This is a genomic window from Bacillus sp. B-jedd, from assembly GCF_000821085.1.
Taxonomy (GTDB): domain Bacteria; phylum Bacillota; class Bacilli; order Bacillales; family Cytobacillaceae; genus Bacillus_D.
In genome coordinates, this window is record NZ_CCXR01000001.1 from 2,139,335 (window position 1) to 2,158,565 (window position 19,231).

The 19,231-nt window shown below is 46.5% G+C and carries 18 protein-coding genes; all 18 read left to right on the plus strand.

The window, feature by feature from the left end:
- Positions 1 to 355: 355 nt before the first annotated feature.
- The 18 genes from BN1002_RS10500 (at position 356) to BN1002_RS10585 (ending at position 19,214) form a co-directional block, all read left to right on the plus strand.
- Positions 356 to 3,871, plus strand: a complete 3,516-nt coding sequence (locus BN1002_RS10500) for a hypothetical protein (RefSeq protein ID WP_048824984.1) — start codon at positions 356 to 358, stop codon at positions 3,869 to 3,871.
- Positions 3,872 to 4,162: 291 nt separating this feature from the next.
- On the plus strand, positions 4,163 to 4,444 hold the full coding sequence (locus BN1002_RS10505) for a YkvA family protein (protein WP_048824985.1): 282 nt from the start codon (positions 4,163 to 4,165) through the stop codon (positions 4,442 to 4,444).
- Positions 4,445 to 4,489: 45 nt separating this feature from the next.
- On the plus strand, positions 4,490 to 5,158 hold the full coding sequence (locus BN1002_RS10510; protein ID WP_048824986.1) for a TerC family protein: 669 nt from the start codon (positions 4,490 to 4,492) through the stop codon (positions 5,156 to 5,158).
- A gap of 587 nt (positions 5,159 to 5,745) precedes the next feature.
- The gene (paaA, locus tag BN1002_RS10515) at positions 5,746 to 6,666 is read left to right on the plus strand and encodes a 1,2-phenylacetyl-CoA epoxidase subunit PaaA (protein ID WP_048827885.1); all 921 of its coding nucleotides are present in this window, start codon (positions 5,746 to 5,748) and stop codon (positions 6,664 to 6,666) included.
- Between the two features lie 72 nt (positions 6,667 to 6,738).
- Entirely contained in the window at positions 6,739 to 7,113 is a 375-nt protein-coding gene (gene paaB / locus BN1002_RS10520) for a 1,2-phenylacetyl-CoA epoxidase subunit PaaB (protein ID WP_048824987.1), read from the plus strand.
- The gene (paaC, locus tag BN1002_RS10525) at positions 7,082 to 7,903 is read left to right on the plus strand and encodes a 1,2-phenylacetyl-CoA epoxidase subunit PaaC (protein WP_442853393.1); all 822 of its coding nucleotides are present in this window, start codon (positions 7,082 to 7,084) and stop codon (positions 7,901 to 7,903) included. The genes paaB and paaC overlap by 32 nt, the downstream gene beginning before the upstream one ends.
- A 39-nt stretch (positions 7,904 to 7,942) precedes the next feature.
- Positions 7,943 to 8,437: a 1,2-phenylacetyl-CoA epoxidase subunit PaaD gene (paaD, locus tag BN1002_RS10530; RefSeq protein WP_048827887.1), complete on the plus strand. Its 495-nt coding sequence runs from the start codon at positions 7,943 to 7,945 to the stop codon at positions 8,435 to 8,437.
- Between the two features lie 70 nt (positions 8,438 to 8,507).
- Positions 8,508 to 8,816 carry an EthD family reductase gene (locus tag BN1002_RS10535; protein WP_048824988.1) on the plus strand — a complete coding sequence of 103 codons (309 nt, stop codon included), beginning with the start codon at positions 8,508 to 8,510 and terminating at the stop codon, positions 8,814 to 8,816.
- The gene (locus BN1002_RS10540; RefSeq protein ID WP_048824989.1) at positions 8,809 to 9,588 is read left to right on the plus strand and encodes an enoyl-CoA hydratase/isomerase family protein; all 780 of its coding nucleotides are present in this window, start codon (positions 8,809 to 8,811) and stop codon (positions 9,586 to 9,588) included. The genes BN1002_RS10535 and BN1002_RS10540 overlap by 8 nt, the downstream gene beginning before the upstream one ends.
- Positions 9,589 to 9,603: 15 nt before the next feature.
- On the plus strand, positions 9,604 to 10,377 hold the full coding sequence (locus tag BN1002_RS10545; protein WP_048824990.1) for an enoyl-CoA hydratase-related protein: 774 nt from the start codon (positions 9,604 to 9,606) through the stop codon (positions 10,375 to 10,377).
- Between the two features lie 34 nt (positions 10,378 to 10,411).
- Positions 10,412 to 11,929: an aldehyde dehydrogenase family protein gene (locus BN1002_RS10550; RefSeq protein WP_048824991.1), complete on the plus strand. Its 1,518-nt coding sequence runs from the start codon at positions 10,412 to 10,414 to the stop codon at positions 11,927 to 11,929.
- A gap of 88 nt (positions 11,930 to 12,017) precedes the next feature.
- Entirely contained in the window at positions 12,018 to 12,881 is an 864-nt protein-coding gene (locus BN1002_RS10555; protein ID WP_048824992.1) for a 3-hydroxyacyl-CoA dehydrogenase, read from the plus strand.
- Between the two features lie 14 nt (positions 12,882 to 12,895).
- Positions 12,896 to 14,107: a 3-oxoadipyl-CoA thiolase gene (locus BN1002_RS10560; protein ID WP_048824993.1), complete on the plus strand. Its 1,212-nt coding sequence runs from the start codon at positions 12,896 to 12,898 to the stop codon at positions 14,105 to 14,107.
- A gap of 48 nt (positions 14,108 to 14,155) precedes the next feature.
- Entirely contained in the window at positions 14,156 to 15,031 is an 876-nt protein-coding gene (paaX, locus tag BN1002_RS10565; protein WP_048824994.1) for a phenylacetic acid degradation operon negative regulatory protein PaaX, read from the plus strand.
- Between the two features lie 42 nt (positions 15,032 to 15,073).
- Positions 15,074 to 16,033 carry an NAD(P)H-dependent flavin oxidoreductase gene (locus BN1002_RS10570; RefSeq protein ID WP_048824995.1) on the plus strand — a complete coding sequence of 320 codons (960 nt, stop codon included), beginning with the start codon at positions 15,074 to 15,076 and terminating at the stop codon, positions 16,031 to 16,033.
- 289 nt (positions 16,034 to 16,322) lie between these two features.
- Positions 16,323 to 17,324, plus strand: a complete 1,002-nt coding sequence (locus tag BN1002_RS10575) for an ABC transporter substrate-binding protein (protein WP_048824996.1) — start codon at positions 16,323 to 16,325, stop codon at positions 17,322 to 17,324.
- An 89-nt stretch (positions 17,325 to 17,413) separates the two neighbouring features.
- Positions 17,414 to 18,442, plus strand: coding sequence for an ABC transporter permease (locus BN1002_RS10580; RefSeq protein ID WP_048827888.1), 1,029 nt, complete (start codon positions 17,414 to 17,416; stop codon positions 18,440 to 18,442).
- Entirely contained in the window at positions 18,420 to 19,214 is a 795-nt protein-coding gene (locus tag BN1002_RS10585) for an ABC transporter ATP-binding protein (RefSeq protein WP_048824997.1), read from the plus strand. The genes BN1002_RS10580 and BN1002_RS10585 overlap by 23 nt, the downstream gene beginning before the upstream one ends.
- Positions 19,215 to 19,231: the final 17 nt, after the last annotated feature.

Genomic DNA, 19,231 nt, shown 5'->3' on the forward strand with positions numbered 1-19,231 from the left:
CCTCGGCATCCTAAACGCCTGTTTGTCCAGCTGCAGCGCCTAGCCCCTCGAGGTCACTTCGGTCCCGAATGAGAAGTCAAAGAACGACTTCCCCTTCTGGCCCTCCAGCGCTGGTCGGGGCTGACCAAGGCGCTTCCGCTTTTCGAGGGGTCTCCACGTGCCGCTTCATCCCGCCGGAGTCAGTCCCCTCCATTCCAATCAACTTCTCTGCAAATCAACATTTCCCTTTAACTGAGCAGACAAGAAAAAAAGATTGAATTATTTGTTTAAATGTGTAAAATTACACTATAGGGAAGAAAAATCTGGATAGCTAGCCATAATAATGAAAAATAAAGTATTTACAGGGGGAAAAGAAATGGAACCTCATTTCAGAAGTGAAGCCCGAAGAAATTTCAGGCGGGAACTTTTCAACATGAAGGAAAAGGGATACTTAAAACCCGAAATCGTTGAGCACGTGGCAAATGCCCATGCCCAATACCATCAAGATCTTCTAGCTGAAGACCGGAAAAGGGAGGAAATGCGCGCGGCACCTAGCCAGCGTCCGGCCCAAATTCCACAACGTCCGGCAGCTCAACCGGGAGTACCACAGCGGCCAGCGGCTCAACCTGCGGTTACCCAGCAACCGGCCGTTCAGGCATCCGCTCCAATTAGACGTGAGCCAGTCCCTAAAAAGCCGGTAAAAAAATTAACAAAAGAACAAATCCGAGAGCGGAACATTTCCTGGCTTTTGAATATCGGCGTCATCTTCCTTCTCATCGGCGGATTGTTTGTCGCTACAAGCAATTGGGAAACAATGTCCAATGTAATGAAAAGCAGCTCGATTGCTCTTGTTTCACTGCTTTTTTACGGCTTTGCCTATCTGTCTGCCAAAGTCCTTAAAATTGAGAAGACAGCATTCGCATTCACTGTACTGGGGAGTTTGTTCCTGCCCATCTACGTCCTGTCGCTTGGCTGGTTTGGGCTCCTGGGCCCGTATTTGTCAGTGAATGGGGAAGGAGGATATCTGCTCGGCTTTTTAGGTAGCAGCATCCCGGCGCTTGCTTACGTCTTCTTGGCAAAAAAACTGAAGTCACGTTTGTTTGTCTGGTTTACTTTTATTGCTGCATCTGCTGCGGCGGGATTTCTGCTCGCATCCTTCCGCATGAGAGTTGATTACTTTTATCTCGGTATCATGGCATATAACTCGCTCTTGATCTTTCTTTATTTCAAGGTTAAAAACCGGGAAGCTTTTCGGTTATTTACAAAGGAATTCCCGATCTTCATTCAGGCCAATCTCGTGGTCTCAACCTTGCTGATGCTATTTTTCTTTGACAATGAACTGATTTACAGTTTTAACTTGCTTTTAACCGCAGCTATTTACTTATCTATGATGTATGTGAGCGGCAAAAGGGAATACCACTTTATCTTTAGCGCGATGCTAGTATATGGAGCCTATCAGCTAATTGAACATTCCTTCCTGGAAGCAGGAGATGCTGTTCTTTATGCTTTGCTTGCATTCGGTTTTGCGTTCATTCCAAAAGCATTAAAGGGTAATATGCTGCTCGATAAGGCATTTCGTTATACGAGTGCCGCGGTTTCCATACTCGCTTTCTTGTATATTTCAGTAGAGGGGGTTTTCCTGCGGGCAGGGGAGCCATCGGTTGTTTTAGTTATTGCCTATCTAATTATGGCTGGTAACTTCCTCTATTTAGCACACGCTGAAAAAGCTTGGCTCTTGGCATACATCAGTACGTTTTTCCTGGCAACCGCGATTCATGAAGCTATTTCTTTAATTTCTAAATACTATTATCTAGTTAGCCGTGAGGCTGCCATTTATGCGGCAGGGCTTATCCTGTTCATTCTATTTGGTTTCCTGATTTCAAAAAAAGCTTTTGCTCTTCTAAGGAATCCTTCGAGGGACGTTGGACTTGCCGCAATGCTTCTGGCGATCCTTCTTTCGCAGGGAATGGGGAACCTGGCTGAGCCGGGAATCATGCTGGCGATATTTTCCGTTGCAGCCCTTGCACAGGTTTTTACGGAAAAGAGAAGCATTTTGCAAAAAAGTGCCGTTTGGGCAGTTCCGGTATCGGCGGGGCTTTCGATCATCGCCTTCGGAATGCAGGCAGGGAAGAGCTGGCCAACGATTGCCAATGATTATGGCCACCCGGTTAATTTTGCAGCGGCGGGACTCTTTGTTTTAATCATTTCGTTCATCTGGAAAAAGCAGGGCAGAGAGGAGCTTTCAGGGTCATTCTTTTACACTGGGCAATTGCTTTATACTGTTGGACTGCTTTTATCCACCAGCACGGATATCGACCCTATTATTGTTAGGCCGTTCCTCGTCCTTGTTGCTCTTGTTATTTATTACATCCTATATAAAGTACATCGGATGAGCGTCACTGCTTTTTGGCTGAGTGCTGTATCTTTAGGATTTTATTATTCAATCGTTTCCTCTGTATACAACTTGGTTTCTTTCGGGGATATGGTTAAGTCTATCGTCATCCCGGGCGGAGGGATTTTCCTTCTCTTGCTGGCACTCATAGTGTTGAACAGAGATAACCTTTTGTTTAAAAGTTTCGGTTGGAGCGGGCACTTGGTTTTGCCAATAACTCTGTTCTTAACCTGGACGATTTATCCTGAATGGTGCTTATTCAGCTTGGCAGCTGCCATCGCCGTTTATAGCTTGAGCAGTTTTATGGCCGAAAGCGGATGGAGGAAAATTTCGTTTATGTATGCTGCTTTTACAGCAGGATTCTTAACAGCAAGCAAAGCTTTTGAGCTTGGTTTAGGCGATTCCAGAGCGGTTTATGAATTCCCGGCCACAAGCTTCTTGCTTTTCCTTGTCTGGTACTTGCTAAAAGGGAATTTGAAAAAATGGGCTTCTTTTTATCTAACTGCCATTTCGCTCCTTGGAGTGGTTGCGATGACCTTTGGTGATCCTTTTACGTCCTTCGCTTTTTGCGTCACTATTCTCTATGCGGCGGGCACGTTGGGCTTATTGCATAAAATGAAGTGGGATTTACTTGGGGTCATCCCTGTATTGATGGGATATTTCTCCACCATGGCTTTCCTTTCTGTTTCTTCCTTCTTCACTAATGTTACCGCCTATCTAATACTCGGTGCCGCAGGCATGATTCACGTATTGATCGGGAAAGCTCTTTACCGTGAAATGCTAGTTTTTAATAGTGAAGTGGAGAAATCAAAAATTGATTGGTACACTATAGCATCGGTCTTATATTTTGGCTCAATGTTCAGTTACCACTTGGAAAATATCCTGCTGGCCGCACTTCCTGGATTGCTCATTTCGATTTCCATTTGGCTTCAGCGCCGAAGGGTGGGTAATAAAGCCGGTTTCTTTGTCCCATTCTTTGCCGGAGCTTTTCTCCTGCAGCCTTATTACGCGGTAATCGGCAGACTTGAGATACCGGCATTGTTTGAGAGGGAAGTGTACTTTCTTCCACTGATAGCGCTTATTATCTTTTTAAGATGGTCGATGAAAGGGCGCTATAGGAATATAACCAGTAAGCTCCAATGGGCAGTCCTGATTTTCACCGCTCTTGTCCTGATTCAGGATGGGCTCCAAAGCAATACAGTTTACGATGCCCTGATTCTTGGCACTTTGTCTTTGGCAGCAATGCTGGCCGGTATGTTTTTACGGATCAAATCATATTTTTTCACTGGTAAAGGGGTCCTATTATTGAATGTTCTTTTGCAGACAAGGCCTTTCTGGGGAAATCTCCCTTGGTGGGGATATCTCCTCGCTGTTGGATCGCTTCTCATTGGAATCGCCAGCTACAATGAGTGGAAAAAAACGAAACAACCGGATGGACGGGAACCGTTCGCTACCCGCTTGAAACAAAAGATCCGTGCTTATATGAAAGATTGGAATTAAAAATATATTCCTTGACTAATGGATAATGTTTTTCTAAAATTATCACATAGTCCTTAAAGGGGAGTAGCTTGTTCAGCAAAGTCGTCATGACGGGAAAATTCCCCGGCTTTGCTGGCAACAACTGTTGTTAGCGAGACCTTTACCGCATGCCGGTAAAGGTCTTTTGTTTTCCCATCGAGTTCTGGAAATCTCAGAAGCAAACTCAATTTTACAAAAAAGTACTTTTACTGGTAACGAAGACAGGGAAATGAACAAATAAGGATTTAAAATTACAAAATTGGGGTGTACAGCATGCGAAAATTTTGGAAAAGGATTAAATTAGTTTTCACGATAAAAAAGTTCGGCCCTTTCCTATTGGATTTTTATAAATCAACGACAGTCCCCGCGAAAAAAAAGTTCCTATCCTTAGCGTTCATGGCGGGATACTTGCTGTTTCCTTTTGATGCCATTCCTGACTTCCTGACAGGATTCGGACTTCTTGATGATGCCGCTGTTCTGTTATTCGTCCTGCAGCAAATCATAAAGCTGGCACCTGCTTCCCTTAGGGACAAGCACGATATGCGCCATGAATAATAATAAGATTAAAACCAAATATTATCGGTATGGAGTGATTTAGTAATGGAGTTATTTTCACCAGCGTTTTGGTCAGCCTTATTTTCCCTTGTCATCATCGACCTTGTCCTTGCAGGGGATAATGCGATAGTCATAGGGCTCGCAGCAAGAAGACTCCCGAAAGACCAGCAAAAGAAAGCAATCATTTGGGGAACATTTGGCGCAATTATTATCCGTGCCACCGCCACAATCTTCGTCGTCTGGCTATTAAAAATACCCGGTTTACATTTTGTTGGAGGGGTTTTGCTCGTTTGGATTGCGTACAAGCTTCTTACCGATGAAAGTGAACATGACTTGAAAGCAGGGACTACCTTTTGGGGAGCGATAAAAACAATTATCATCGCTGACGCAATGATGGGGCTTGATAACGTCCTGGCAGTTGCTGGTGCGGCCAACGGCCATCCTCTTCTTGTCATCATTGGACTGTTGATATCTGTACCTATTGTCGTCTGGGGCAGTACGATTATTCTGAAATGGATGGAAAGGTTCCCGATTATTATTACATTCGGGGCAGGGGTATTGGCTTTTACTGCTGCAAAGATGATTACGGACGAAGATTTCCTGGCTGGAGTCTTTGAGGACAACCCTGTCGTCAAGTGGAGCTTTATTGCAATAGTTATCATTGCCGTTATTTTCACCGGCAAATTTAAGCAAAAGCTTGCCGAACAGCATTAAAAGACCAGACTGACATTTGAAAGTTAAAAAACAGCAAATATTTTTTGCTGTTTTTTTATTTCACCCCCATACACGTCCAAAGGCCTCCGTATTATATGGCAAAAGGAAGTTTGGAGGGTTCAATGTGGAATTTATCCCTGTAGATATCGACCGATTGCTAGAATCATGTAAAATTACTGACGAAAGTAATGTGGATTACGATCTTATCCATGTTGAACTTGATACGTTTTTGGATAACAATTAATTTAGTTTCTCACCCTCTTTCTATAAATATCAGCCCTCTGCAAAAAATGCAGAGGGCCTTTTTTTGTTTTAACAAATCAAGATTGTCATAAGGGTTAAGAGGTTGCAGTAGACATAGAAGGGCTGAGTCGGATGCATTTAGCTGGCCTGTAAATCAGATGGCACTCTCCTAACTTAATGAATATAACTAATTTTCTGAATTATTATTTGACTTTTCACTACAGAGAGGTTATTTTGAAAGTAATTATATAACACTATTACTCTATAACGGATAAATACCGTTATACAGACAGACTGGAGGGGTTTAATTGGTTACAGCTGGCCACTTGTCTGAAGAAATACAGATGGAAAGGTTCGTAAAGAAAATTAATGCCGGCGAAAAGATTGAAGCAGACGATTGGATGCCTGAGGAGTACAGGAAGACGCTCATCAAACTTATTTCAATGCATGGAATCAGTGAGATTATGGGTGCGCTCCCTGAAAAGGAATGGGTGCCTAAAGCGCCGTCACTCAAGAGAAAGCTGGGCATAATGGCAAAAGTCCAGGATGAGATGGGACACGGACAGCTTTTGCTAAGGGTTGCAGAGGATTTAATGAAGCCATATGGGAAAAACCGCGAAAACATCATGGAGGATTTGTTCAGCGGCGACCTGAAGTTTCATAATGTATTCCATATGGAAGCGCCAACTTGGGCGGATGCTGGCCTGATTGGCTGGCTCGTTGACGGAGCCGCGATTATTACCCAAACGAATATGCTGGATGCGTCGTACGGTCCCTATGCCAGGGCGCTGAAAAGGATATGCGCCGAGGAAGTTTTCCATGCCCAGCATGGCGAATCGATTATTATCGCCCTTGCGGAAGGGACTAAAGAGCAAAAAGCGATGATTCAGGATTCACTGGATCGCTGGTGGGACTCCCTATTGATGTTTTTCGGGCCTGGTGATGCTTCAACAACGGGGACATCAAAGCAGGACATTACGATTAAATATAAAATACGGACGAAAACAAATGAGCAGCTTAGACAGGATTTCTTCACGAAATATATTCCGCGCGTCCTTTCGCTCGGTTTGACACTGCCAGATGAAACGATGCTGTTTGATGAGGCAAGCGGACTGTGGATATACCGTCAGCCCGATTGGAGCCAATTCAAACAAATCATTAAAAATAAAGGGCCGAAGTCAGAGGAAAGGCTGCGACTTAGAAAAATCTCGTATGAAACAAATGCCTGGGTGAGGGAGGCACTGGGAAAAGAAGTTGTTTCCTGATTGATTTTGAAGGCCAATTCACGATTCATGTAAACTGTAATGGATTCAGCATTTCAAAGGGAGTGGGTGCTATTGCCGGAACAAAGATTTTACCGCGAATATGAGGTATTCAGCAGAAGGACTGCCACCTCGCCGATGCAGTATCAGTTTTCATTGCTTGCTCCAAACGAGGAACTAGCTCTTGTCATGGCGCAGGAAAACTTTATGCGGCGTGAGCCTGTTTCGGATATATGGGTGGTCGAGCGGACAGCCATCCGCAAAATGACGGCAGAAGAGAAAGAATCCCTGCAAAGGCTCGATAACAAGGATTATCGGAATACGAAGGGATATGGATACTTAAAAAAGAAATGGCGCCAGTATGAACAGGAAATGCTGGATGAAAAGGAAATCATGTCATGGGGAGGCGGAGGCGGAAGTGCAAATCAAAACACCGGAAGCGGCGGCTGAAAATTTGCTTTATAAGGAAGCACTCATCGATTTGCTTTTCCAGCTGGCAGACGATGATTTTATTGTTGCGTTCAGGGGATCTGAGTGGCTTGGACTCGCACCGCATATTGAAGAGGATGTCGCCTTTGCGTCGATCAGCCAGGATACAATGGGACATGCAACGATATTTTATAAGCTGTTAGAGGATTTGGGTGCAGGCAAAATCGACGACCTGGCACACGGAAGGCAGGCAGATGAAAGGAAAAACGCCGTTCTGCTGGAAATGGTCAATGGGCCAGGGACTTATTTGGAAGAACCGCAATATGACTGGGCTTTCGCTGTCGTCAGGCATTATTTTTATACAGCAGCGAAAAGAATCAGGATGGCTTCCCTGATGAATTGCTCGTACATGCCACTCGCCGAGGCTGCGGCCCGGGTGAACATCGAGCTATATTATCACCATCTTCACTGGAAAACATGGTTTACACAGCTCGCTTCTGCCGGCGGGGAAGCACGGACACGCATGCAGTCCGCGATTCAGAAAGCATCGGGAGGGGTTGGCGAGCTATTTTCTTATGGAAATAAGGAGAAAGAAATTACGGGCTTAGGTTTGATTGCTGAAAGCGCCGAGCTGCATAGGAAGTGGCTCGAAGAAATGAACCAGGTCTTCAACTCTGTCGGCTGCCAAATGCCGGAACAATCCGGACAAATTAGCAGCAGCGGTCGTGATGGCAGGCATACGAAGGATCTTACAGGTGCGCTCTCCATTTTAAGTGAAGTGTACAATCTTGATCCAGCTGCAGTATGGTAATAAAAAATGGCAAAAAGGGTGACTGCTGTGGAATCAAAAATGCTGCCAGAAAAACTTGCAGAAGAGGCCGTTTTGAAAGCGCTTTATTCCGTTATGGATCCTGAAATCCCTTCCATTTCAATCGTGGACCTCGGGATGCTACAGGAATATAAAATAGAAGGAACACGGGTGGAAGTAATCCTGATCCCAACCTTCCTCGGCTGCCCAGCCCTCGATATCATTAAGGCAAATACTGAACAGGCGCTGCTTGCCGAGGGGGAGTTTACGGAAGCGAACGTGCACTTTCAGTACAACCAAATCTGGACAACCGACAGGGTTACAGAAGAAGGCAGAAAAAGATTAAAGGAATTTGGCATTGCCCCTCCTCCGCGTGAATTGAAGGATGGAGGCTGGGAAGTCGATTGTCCGTTTTGCGGTTCGCCATATACGACTCTTGAAAATATATTCGGTCCAGCTGCATGCCGCAGCATTCTTTACTGCCGCTCCTGCAAAAATCCGTTTGAAGCAATGAAACCGGTATCTACATTGATGTAGCCATGACAATTGGCAATCCGGGCAAGCCAAAAACTGGTTTTGCCTAACTATACTTAAGGGAGAGAAGAAAATGATAAAAATGATCGCACTTTATAAGCATCCGGAAAACAAGGAGGCCTTCGATGAACATTACTTTAACACCCACGGTCCACTGACGGCTAAAATCCCCGGACTGAAGAAGATGGAAGTCACGAGAGTCATTGGGAGCCCCATGGGAGGGGAAGGCAAGTATTATCTTATGTGCGTCATGTATTACGAAGATATGGCTTCATTTAAGGCAGCGATGAAAACAGATGAAGCGAAGGCATCAGGAAAGGATGTTATGAGTTTTGCCGGTGACCTTGTCACGATGATGATTGGCGAGGATGTAAATGAGTAGCAGCCCAAGATTTATTGAAATACGGACGGAAGGGCCCGTCGCCTTTATTGAATTGAACAGGCCAGAAGTCCTGAACGCGCTGAACAGGCAAATGATTGCTGAAATACTTGCCGCCATGGAAGAGTTCGACCGCGATGAGGCAATCAGGGTTATTGTTTTGAGCGGAAAAGGACGATGTTTCGCGGCGGGGGCAGACATCGATGAAATGGCGGAAGCCCATTCGGTCGAAATGGAACTTCTCAATCAGTTTACCGACTGGGACCGGCTGTCGTGGATCAAAAAACCTATTATCGGAGCAGTGCATGGTTTCGCGCTTGGCGGGGCTTTCGAACTTGCGTTATGCTGCGATTTGCTTTTTGCAGCGGAGGATGCTGAATTCGGCTTTCCTGAAGTGCTTCTTGGCATCATGCCTGGAGCAGGCGGCACGGTCAGGCTGACGAAGCTGGCCGGCAAGACAAAAGCGATGGAATGGTTGTTTACAGGCAAGCGGATTTCAGCAAAAGAAGCCCGTGATTTCGGACTTGTCAACCAGCTTTATGCAAAGGAATCACTCATGGAGGAAACGGCACGATACGCGCGGCAACTCGCGAATATGCCTCCAATTTCAATCAGGTATATTAAGGAATCCGTTCTTAAAGCAATCGACGCTTCCATTTATGAAGGAATGCAATTTGAGCGGAAGAATTTCTCGCTTTTATTTTCAACGGCTGACCAGAAAGAAGGAATGAAGGCTTTTATCGAGAAAAGAAAGGCTAAGTTCGAGGGCCGGTAAAGGGGGTACATAGCATTGTTCGAAACGGTCATTTATGAAGTAAAAGGCGCTGTTGCCTGGATTACACTTAACCGGCCAGATAAACTGAATGCATTTACAGCCGCGTTAAATAAGGATGTGGCATCGGCAGTCCGCGCGGCGGCCAAAGACCGGGAAGTTCGCTGCATTGTCATAACAGGTGCCGGCCGTGCTTTTTGCTCTGGGCAGGATTTGGGAGATGTGGATGAAACAACGGATTATGGCGATGTCCTTAGAAACTGTTACAACCCAATGGTAATGGAAATAGAAAAGTGTGAAAAGCCAATCATCGCGGCGGTAAATGGTGTGGCCGCCGGCGCCGGAATGAGCCTCGCCCTCGCTTGTGATTTCAGGATTCTGTCCGAAAAAGCGAGTTTTGTTCAAGCGTTTATTCATGTCGGACTCGTTCCCGATGCCGGAAACCTTTATTACTTGCCTAAACTTGTCGGCCATGCGAAAGCCCTGGAACTTGCTGTTCTCGGCGAAAAAGTCTCAGCCGGTGAATGTTTAACGCTCGGACTTGCGACAAAAGTTGTTTCTCCCGAGTCATTTGCCGAAGAAACCGGCGCGTTCGCAGACAGGATCGCCGCCATGCCAACAAAAGCGATCAGCTTAATCAAAAGGAACCTTAAGGCAAGCTGGGAAAGCGGCATCGGCGATTTCCTTGAAAGAGATGCCCAGAGCCAAAGGATTGCCAGTCTGACTGAAGACCACAAGGAAGGCGTCATGGCCTTTTTGCAAAAGAGAAAACCAGAATTCAAGGGGAAATAGAACAAGGTATTTTTGCCTAAAAGGAGCTGGGAATATGTCGACAGTAAAAGAGCAAAAATTTGAGCCGCTTGCGGTGAAACGTGGCTTTTATCATCTGATTATTAACGGGGAACGCGCTGAAAGCCAGTCAGGAGAAACTTATGCCGTTATCAATCCAGCAACTGGAGATGAGGTTGCCACGGTAGCCAAAGCGTCCATCGCCGATGCCGAACGGGCAATAGATGCTGCCAGAACCGCCTTTAACATTGGGAAATGGCGTCGTTCCCCTGTAAATAAACGTTCCCGTACATTAAATAAAATTGCCTCGATCATGCGCTCTAGATTCAATGAGCTTGTTGAATTGGAAATCCTTGATACAGGAAAATCACTTGCGGCAGCCCAGGGCCAAGTTATGCAGGCGATTGAAGACTTTGAATTTTACGCGGGAGCAATTGTCAGCCACCGTGGCGCGGTAAACAGCATGCCCGGCGCGTTCCAAAACATAACAGAAAAAGAGCCGGTGGGCGTATGCGCCCAGATTATCCCTTGGAACTATCCGCTAATGATGGCGGCCTGGAAAATCGCCCCAGCGATAGCAGTCGGCTGTTCTGTTGTCGTAAAGCCAGCTTCCCTTACTCCGTTGACCGCCATCGTCCTGGGTGAAATTTGCATTGAAGCAGGAGTGCCTGACGGTGTCGTCAATATTCTGCCAGGAGCGGGGTCTGAGATCGGGAATTATCTGGTCGAGCATCCGAATGTCGACAAGGTCGCCTTCACAGGGTCGACGCCGATTGGCAAGGATATTATGGCAAAAGCCTCAAAGACACTGAAGCGTGTCACGCTTGAACTTGGCGGCAAGTCGCCGAATATCGTATTTGAAGATGCGGATCTAGATGCGGCGGTCGATGGGTCGCTGTTCGGGATTTTCTACAATAGCGGCCAATCATGCGAAGCGCGTTCGCGTCTTTATGTTCATGAAAGCATTTATGATGAATTTATGGAAAAATTCATTGCCAAAACGAAAAAGCTGAAGCTTGGCAACCCATTTGAAAAAGAGACCCATGTCGGGGCGATTATCAGCCGTTCCCAGCTGGAGGTCATTGACGGCTATGTCCAATCAGCCCTCCAGGAAGGAGCGACCGCCGAAACAGGCGGAAGGGAAGCGACTGTTGAAGGCTATGAAAATGGTTATTGGTACGAACCTACCATTCTCACAAATGTTAACCACGGAATGAAGGCAGTCCGCGAGGAAATTTTCGGGCCGGTTGTAGTTGTAATGAAATTTACGGACGAAAAAGAGGCGATCAAATTAGCGAATGACAGTGACTACGGCCTCGGTTCGGCCGTTTGGACGAGGGATTACGGCAGGGCGACGCGCGTTTCCAAGCAAATCCAGGCTGGTATTGTCATGGTGAATTGTCCGTTCTCCGCATTCCCGGGAACTCCTTTCGGCGGCTATAAGCAGTCCGGATTTGGAAGAGAACTGTCCATTGAAACACTTGATCTCTATACAGAAACAAAGAGCATCATTTCCTATTTCGGGCCAAAGCCTCTAAACCCACTAGGCGTTTAGGCAATGCCTATAGTCAAAAGAGCCGGCACTTCTATGAAGTGCCAGGCTTTATTTCGCATAATCCGCGGATAGGGAGTTGGACAAAAGTATGAAAAATGTGGTTGTCATCGGCTCAGGGGTCATGGGGCGCGGCATAGCCTATGTTAGCGCCGCGGGCGGTTTTACTGTTACACTTGTTGATATTAGGGAGCAGCAGCTTGAAGCTGCCAAAGAAAATATCCTGTCAATCTTTGAAGGCGCGAGAAGCCGCGGGAAGCTATCGGAAAAGGAAATGAAGATTGGGATTGAACGATTATCTTACTCGACTAACCTTGAGGAGACGGTAAAAACGGCGGACCTTGTGATTGAGGCTGTCCCAGAGGTGCTCTCCATTAAACGCGATGTTTTTGAAAAAATAGATAGGCATGCGCCTGAGACCTGCCTCTTTGCGTCAAATACATCGACCATGAGCCCAACTGAAATAGGTTCATTTACGTCGAGGCCAGAAAAAGTGATTGCCATGCATTTTTTCAACCCTGTCCATAAAATGAAGCTGGTCGAAATTATTCGCGGTTTGGAAACAAGTGATGAAACGGCAGCGGCAATTCGGGCAGCGGCGGAAAAGATGGGCAAGGAAACGGTTGTGGTCAACGAGTTTCCCGGGTTTGTCACGAGCAGGATCAGTGCCCTCGTCGGGAATGAAGCCTTTTATATGCTGCAAGAAGGGGTAGGAACTCCTGAAGAGATTGACAAGGCGATAAGGCTGGGTCTCAATTACCCTATGGGGCCGTTTGAGCTCGGGGATCTGGTCGGCCTTGATACAAGGTTGAATAATTTGAAATACCTTCATGAAAAACTTGGGGAAAAGTACAGGCCGGCGCCCCTTCTTGAGCAATATGTAAAAGCAGGCCGGCTAGGCAGGAAAAGCGGGCGTGGCGTCTATGATTATTCCAACAAAGATAGACTTGACTGAGTGGGGGTTGTGTTTTGAAGCTTAGGGAAGCGGTTATTATCGATGCGGTAAGAACTCCGATTGGCAGGTATAACGGAGCTTTAAAACATGTGCGGCCTGACGACCTCGGAGCTGCGGTCATCAAGGCGCTCTTGGAAAGGAATCCGTCTGTTCCGTTGGAAGAGATTGAAGAAGTCGTGCTCGGCAATGCAAACCAGGCGGGCGAGGACAACCGCAATGTCGCGAGAATGTCGGCCCTTTTAGCAGGCTTGCCCGTTTCAGTCGCCGGGACGACCATCAACAGGCTTTGTGGTTCCGGCCTTGATGCGGTAAACTATGCAGCAAGAGCGATTCTGGCAGGCGAGGGGGATATCTTTATCGCGGGCGGGACCGAAAGCATGACCCGCGCTCCATTTGTCATGGCAAAGCCTGCAGCAGGATTTCCAAGAGGCAATATGGAATTAATGGATACGACGATTGGCTGGCGCTTTATCAACCCGAAACTCGAAGAACAATACGGAACAGACAGCATGCCAGAAACGGCGGAGAACGTCGCGTCGGATTATTCCATTAGCAGGCTGGAGCAGGATGAATTCGCATTCAAAAGCCAGATGAAAGCAAAGGAAGCGGTAGAAAGAGGAATATTCGCTGAAGAAATCATCCCTGTTAAGTATACTGACAAAAAGGGGAATGAGATTGTCATTGATAAAGATGAGCATCCAAGAAGTGATACGACTATAGAAAAGCTTGGAAAGCTGAAACCACTCTTTGAAAATGGCTCGGTGACTGCTGGTAACGCATCCGGTGTAAATGATGGCGCCGCGGCGATTTTAATGATGAGCGCCGAAAAGGCATCAGAGCTCGGACTTAAGCCGCTAGCAAAGTATATTGTCTCGGCGGTGGCTGGGGTCCAGCCGAGGATCATGGGAATCGGTCCTGTTTTTGCCACTAGGAAAGCATTGAACAGGGCAGGCCTTCATGCAGAGGACATCGGCCTTTGTGAATTGAATGAAGCCTTTGCCGCACAGTCGATTGCCTGTATTAACGACATGGGAATCGATCCGGATATTGTCAATGTAAATGGGGGAGCAATCGCTTTCGGGCATCCTCTTGGCGCTAGCGGCGCAAGGATATTAACAACGCTTGTTCATGAGATGAAGAGAAGAAAAACCCGATATGGTCTGGCATCGATGTGTGTTGGAGTTGGCCAGGGAATCGCAACGATAATAGAAAGACATGAAGGATAATTAAAGAGGAAATATCCGTAGTGGGCTGACAGAAAAGGTGAATGGACAGTGAATACTAGATCAATGATTTTTACTTTATACGGCGACTATATTTCCCACTACGGGAATAAAATCTGGATTGGCAGCCTGATCAGGCTTTTGGAGGAGTTCGGCCATAACAGCCAGTCTGTACGAGCAGCCATTTCAAGGATGAATAAACAGGGATGGGTTCAGGCGGAGAAGGCGGGCAATAAAAGTTACTATTCGCTTACTCCGAGGGGGATCAGGCGTATAGAAGAGGCCGCCAAAAGGATTTTCAAGCTGAAACCCGAGGAATGGGACGGCAAATGGCGGATACTTATGTACTCGATTCCCGAGGAAATCCGGAGCGTCCGGGATGAACTAAGGAAGGAATTGATCTGGAGCGGGTTCGGAACTCTCTCTAACAGTTTCTGGATTTCGGCAAATACACTTGAAAATGAAGTATACGATTTAATTGACAAGTATCAAATCGAAGATTATGTTGATTTCTTTGTCGCTGAGTACAGCGGGCCGAAAGAAAACATCCGCCTGGTAGAAAAATGCTGGGATCTTGATGAAATCAATAAGAGGTATGAAGAATTTATAAAAATATACAGCCAGAAATACATCATTGAGAAAAATATGATTTTAAAGGGTCAGATGACGGACGCGGATTGTTTCGTGGAGCGGACCAAGCTAGTCCATGAATACCGTAAATTCCTTTTTATTGATCCAGGCCTGCCGGAGGAGCTGCTGCCAGAAAAATGGCTTGGCAGCCATGCGGCCGCTTTATTCGCGGATTATTATAAAGAGCTTGCCTCCCCGGCGTCGAGGTTCTTCGAATCGGTATTCCGCGAAGGAAATGAACTTGAGGAACGCGATGAAGACTACGACATCCTTGAGCATCCATATATTATTGATTAAAAGTGAGTTTTATGACGCTTTTGGAACGGAAGGATGGAATCTGTGAATAAGCTAACAAAATTGCTTAACATCCGGTATCCGATTATTCAAGGCGGGATGGGCAATATCAGCAATGCTCAACTGGCTGCGGCGGTTTCCGAGGCCGGAGGGCTTGGGACAATCGGTACCGGTACGATGGAACCAGGGGAAGTAGAGAGAATAATAATAGAAACTAAGACTCGTACCTCCAAACCGTTTGCTGTTAATGTTGCTCTCGGTGTTTCTCCGTATGTGAAGGACCTGCTCGCCCTGGCTGTAAAACACAAGGTTCCAGTCGTGTCTCTTTCGGCAGGGAACCCAGCTCCGTTTATTGGCAGATTGCATGATGAAGGGATTAAGGTATTAGCGGTGACCGCTTCTGTGAGGCATGCAGAAAAGGCGGAGAAAGCGGGAGCTGATGTTATTGTCGCTGAGGGGTATGAAGCGGCGGGAATCAACTCGCCACTTGAAACAACTACTCTCACTCTTATTCCGCAGATTACTAGTACAGTAGGGGTACCTGTCGTCGCTGCCGGTGGCATCGCAGATGGGAGGGGGCTTGCCGCCATGCTGTCTCTCGGCGCAAGCGGCATTCAAATGGGGACAAGGTTCATCGCGGTTAAAGAAGCTCCCTTTCATGCTATCTACAAAAAGCTGATAACTGAAGCGACTGATACTTCAACTCTGGTCGTCGGCAGATCTGCCGGCATGGTCCGGAGGCTCCTTGATATCCCATATGCACGAAAGCTGTTGGCGGAAGAAAAATCGGGAGCGAGTTTAGCGGATTTAATGGATTTGACGAGCGAATATTATCATAAAAAGGGAGCGATCAGCGGCAATATTGAAGAAGGTTTTCTTAATGCCGGCCAAATAGCGGGATTGATTAAAGATATTCCCTCTGCCAAGGAACTATTGGACCGAATGGTTGAAGAAGCAATAATAGCCCTAAAAACCTCGCAAATTCAACTAGAGAAACATAACTGACTCCAGCTTCAACCCCTTAACACTTTAACGGGTTGAAGCGTTAATTTTGCGAGAGATTAAAAAGTCTCTTGCTTTTTTTATTCTATCGCAATATAATTTTTAATAATATCCAATAATATTCAATTTTTAGAAAATTGTTTGACTTTAAAAGATTGCGAATGTTAGTATAACGGTATAAATACGGTGATGATAGTATTTATCATATGTACAACTCTATGAGTTCACATAATATAAGTTTTTATCAATTGTCTTTCCTAGGATGGACAACTAAAACTAAGGGGGAAATGAGATGAGAAAAGCTGCTAAAGCAATGTCTTTCGCGCTTGCAGGGATGTTGCTGCTCGCTGGCTGCGGAAACAAAGAGTCTGCCGGCGGTAAAACAGGCGGAGGGGAAGAAAAAGAAAAGGAATACACAGTAGGCGTGTCACAGTTTGCGCCGCATCCTTCTCTGGATGCTGCAACGGAAGGGTTTAAGAAAGCCCTCGAGGATAAAGGCCTCAAGGTTAAATTCATTGACCAAAACGCACAGGGTGACCAGAACAATACCCGTTCCATCGCCCAAAATTTCGCAGGTGATAAGGTCGATATGATTTTCGCCAATGCGACACCGAGCGCACAAGCTGCCCTTAGTGTCACAAAAGATATTCCGATCTTGTTCACTTCCGTAACTGACCCTGTCGGAGCCGGACTGGTGAAATCATTCGATGAACCCGGTGATAACATTACCGGAACAACGGATAACCATCCAGATGCAACTAAAAAGACGATTGATTTCATGACGAAGGAAGTCGGCGCGAAGAAAATCGGGATTGTTTACAATTCCGGGGAACAGAACTCTGTCGTCCAGGTAGAAGCCGTTGAAAAACTGGCGAAGGAAAATGGAGCTTCATTAGTAAAAGTTTCCGTTTCAACTTCCGCTGAGGTCAAGCAAGCTTCTGAATCGCTTGTCGGCCGTGTCGATGCCATTTATGTTCCAACTGATAATACTGTTGTATCTGCCCTTGAGTCCGTCATTTCCGTTGCAAACAGCAAAAAGATCCCGCTTTTTGTCGGTGAGCTTGATTCCATGAAAAAAGGTGCCGTTGCAGCGAGCGGATTCAGTTATTACGATCTTGGATATGAAACTGGAGAGATGGCCGCGGAAATTCTGGCTGGAAAGAAGAAGCCTTCGGAAATTCCGGTCGCCCTTCCACAGAGCCTGACATTAATGATCAATAAAAAGGCCGCTGAAGCACAGGGGCTGACAGTTAAAGACGAATGGAAAAATGCCGGGGAGTTCTATGAAGAGTAAGACCATTTTATCGGCCGCATTTTAAGGCCGGAGAGGAGGGGGGCTGAAACCCCCTTTCCGCCCAGGCATGTACAGGAAGGATGATGGATGTGTTTACAGCAATTTTCGGGGCATTTGAATCAGGTATTATTTATGCAATCATGGCGCTCGGGGTCTATCTATCCTTTAGAATCCTTGATTTTCCAGATTTGACGGTTGATGGGAGCTTCGTTACCGGCGCCGCGATTGCCGCAACAATGATTGTGAATGGCCATAATCCGTTCATTGCTACCGCGGCAGCCCTAGTGGCAGGTTTCGCGGCTGGATGCATTACTGGCATCCTTCATACTGCCGGGAAAATAAATGCGCTCCTTTCCGGGATCCTCGTCATGATCGCCTTATACTCGATCAATCTCCGCATTATGGGAAGGTCAAACGTTGCCTTGCTTAACAAGGACACTTCGCTGACAGCCGTCAGCAATGCTTCGGACAAAACGGGTATCGACTCATTTATGAACGGCATCCTGTCTTCCATGGGACTTGAGGACAGCCTTCCTTCGACTTGGGGAATCCTCCTGTTCATGATTGTCGTTACTTTAATGATAAAGTTGTTTACCGATTGGTTCCTTAAAACCGAAATAGGCCTCGCCGTTAGGGCGACAGGCGACAATAAGCGAATGATAAGCAGCTTCTCGGCCAATACCAATCTGCTTATCATCCTTGCTTTAGGTATTTCCAATTCGATGGTTGCTTTTTCGGGTGCGATGATTGCCCAGCAGGCAGGTTTTGCCGATGTGGGTATGGGAATCGGGATGATCATCATCGGACTTGCATCCGTCATCATAGGTGAAGCATTGTTCGGTGCGAAAACAATCGCAAGGGCAACGCTCGCGGTCTTAGGCGGCGCCATCGTCTACAGACTCGTCGTGTCCATTGCGTTACGATTTGATTTCCTTGATCCAGGTGATATGAAACTGATTACGGCGTTGATCGTTATCATTTCCCTCGTAGGGCCGAAAGTGCTTGCTGGTATTAAGGAAAAGAAACGGAAAGAACGAAAAAGAGCTGAACGGCTAACGCTTATGCAAAAGGTGAATGCTGGAAAGGGGGATGGCCATGCTGCGCTTAAATCAGATTAATAAAGTCTTCAACGAAGGCACCCCCGATGAAAAAATAGCCATTGACCATGTACAACTTGAACTGAAACGCGGGGATTTCGTCACGGTCATCGGCAGTAATGGAGCGGGAAAATCCACGTTGATGAATATTATCTCCGGAGCAATTCAGCCGGATATCGGGGAGATATTCCTTGATGGCAAAAATGTTACCTCAATGACGGAGTATAACCGCTCGAAATTAATCGGCCGGGTCTTCCAGGATCCGATGGCCGGCACCGCGCCGAGCATGACAATAGAAGAAAATCTGGCCATGGCCTATTCGCGCAACAAAAACCGAACCTTCAGGCAAGGCGTGACAAAAAAACGCAGGGAACTATTCAAGGAAGTATTGGAGACACTCCACCTTGGGCTGGAGAACAGGCTGACAGCAAAGGTTGGCCTCCTTTCCGGAGGTGAGCGGCAGGCGCTTTCGCTGCTGATGGCCACATTCACGGAGCCTTGTGTCCTTTTGCTGGATGAACACACTGCCGCCCTTGATCCTTCCAGGGCAGAATTGATTACGAATCTTACGAAACAAATCATTAATCAATACGGGCTGACAACTTTGATGGTCACCCACAACATGCAGCAGGCGATCGATCTTGGAAACCGGCTGATTATGATGGATAAAGGACAGATTATCCTTGAAGTAAATGAAGAGGATAAGAAGAAACTGACAATTGAAGGCCTGCTTGAAGAATTCCAGCGGATCCGCGGCACCCAGATGGCAAGCGACCGTGCTTTGCTATCATAATATCTTTTCATATTAAA

Excerpts from the sequence above, each read along its gene's own strand:
- BN1002_RS10500 (WP_048824984.1), top strand. The coding sequence starts at position 356 with ATGGAACCTCATTTCAGAAGTGAAGCCCGAAGAAATTTCAGGCGGGAA.
- BN1002_RS10505 (WP_048824985.1), top strand. The coding sequence starts at position 4,163 with ATGCGAAAATTTTGGAAAAGGATTAAATTAGTTTTCACGATAAAAAAG.
- BN1002_RS10510 (WP_048824986.1), top strand. The coding sequence starts at position 4,490 with ATGGAGTTATTTTCACCAGCGTTTTGGTCAGCCTTATTTTCCCTTGTC.
- paaA (WP_048827885.1), top strand. The coding sequence starts at position 5,746 with ATGGAAAGGTTCGTAAAGAAAATTAATGCCGGCGAAAAGATTGAAGCA.
- paaD (WP_048827887.1), top strand. The coding sequence starts at position 7,943 with ATGCTGCCAGAAAAACTTGCAGAAGAGGCCGTTTTGAAAGCGCTTTAT.
- BN1002_RS10535 (WP_048824988.1), top strand. The coding sequence starts at position 8,508 with ATGATAAAAATGATCGCACTTTATAAGCATCCGGAAAACAAGGAGGCC.
- BN1002_RS10540 (WP_048824989.1), top strand. The coding sequence starts at position 8,809 with ATGAGTAGCAGCCCAAGATTTATTGAAATACGGACGGAAGGGCCCGTC.
- BN1002_RS10550 (WP_048824991.1), top strand. The coding sequence starts at position 10,412 with ATGTCGACAGTAAAAGAGCAAAAATTTGAGCCGCTTGCGGTGAAACGT.
- BN1002_RS10555 (WP_048824992.1), top strand. The coding sequence starts at position 12,018 with ATGAAAAATGTGGTTGTCATCGGCTCAGGGGTCATGGGGCGCGGCATA.
- BN1002_RS10575 (WP_048824996.1), top strand. The coding sequence starts at position 16,323 with ATGAGAAAAGCTGCTAAAGCAATGTCTTTCGCGCTTGCAGGGATGTTG.
- BN1002_RS10585 (WP_048824997.1), top strand. The coding sequence starts at position 18,420 with ATGCTGCGCTTAAATCAGATTAATAAAGTCTTCAACGAAGGCACCCCC.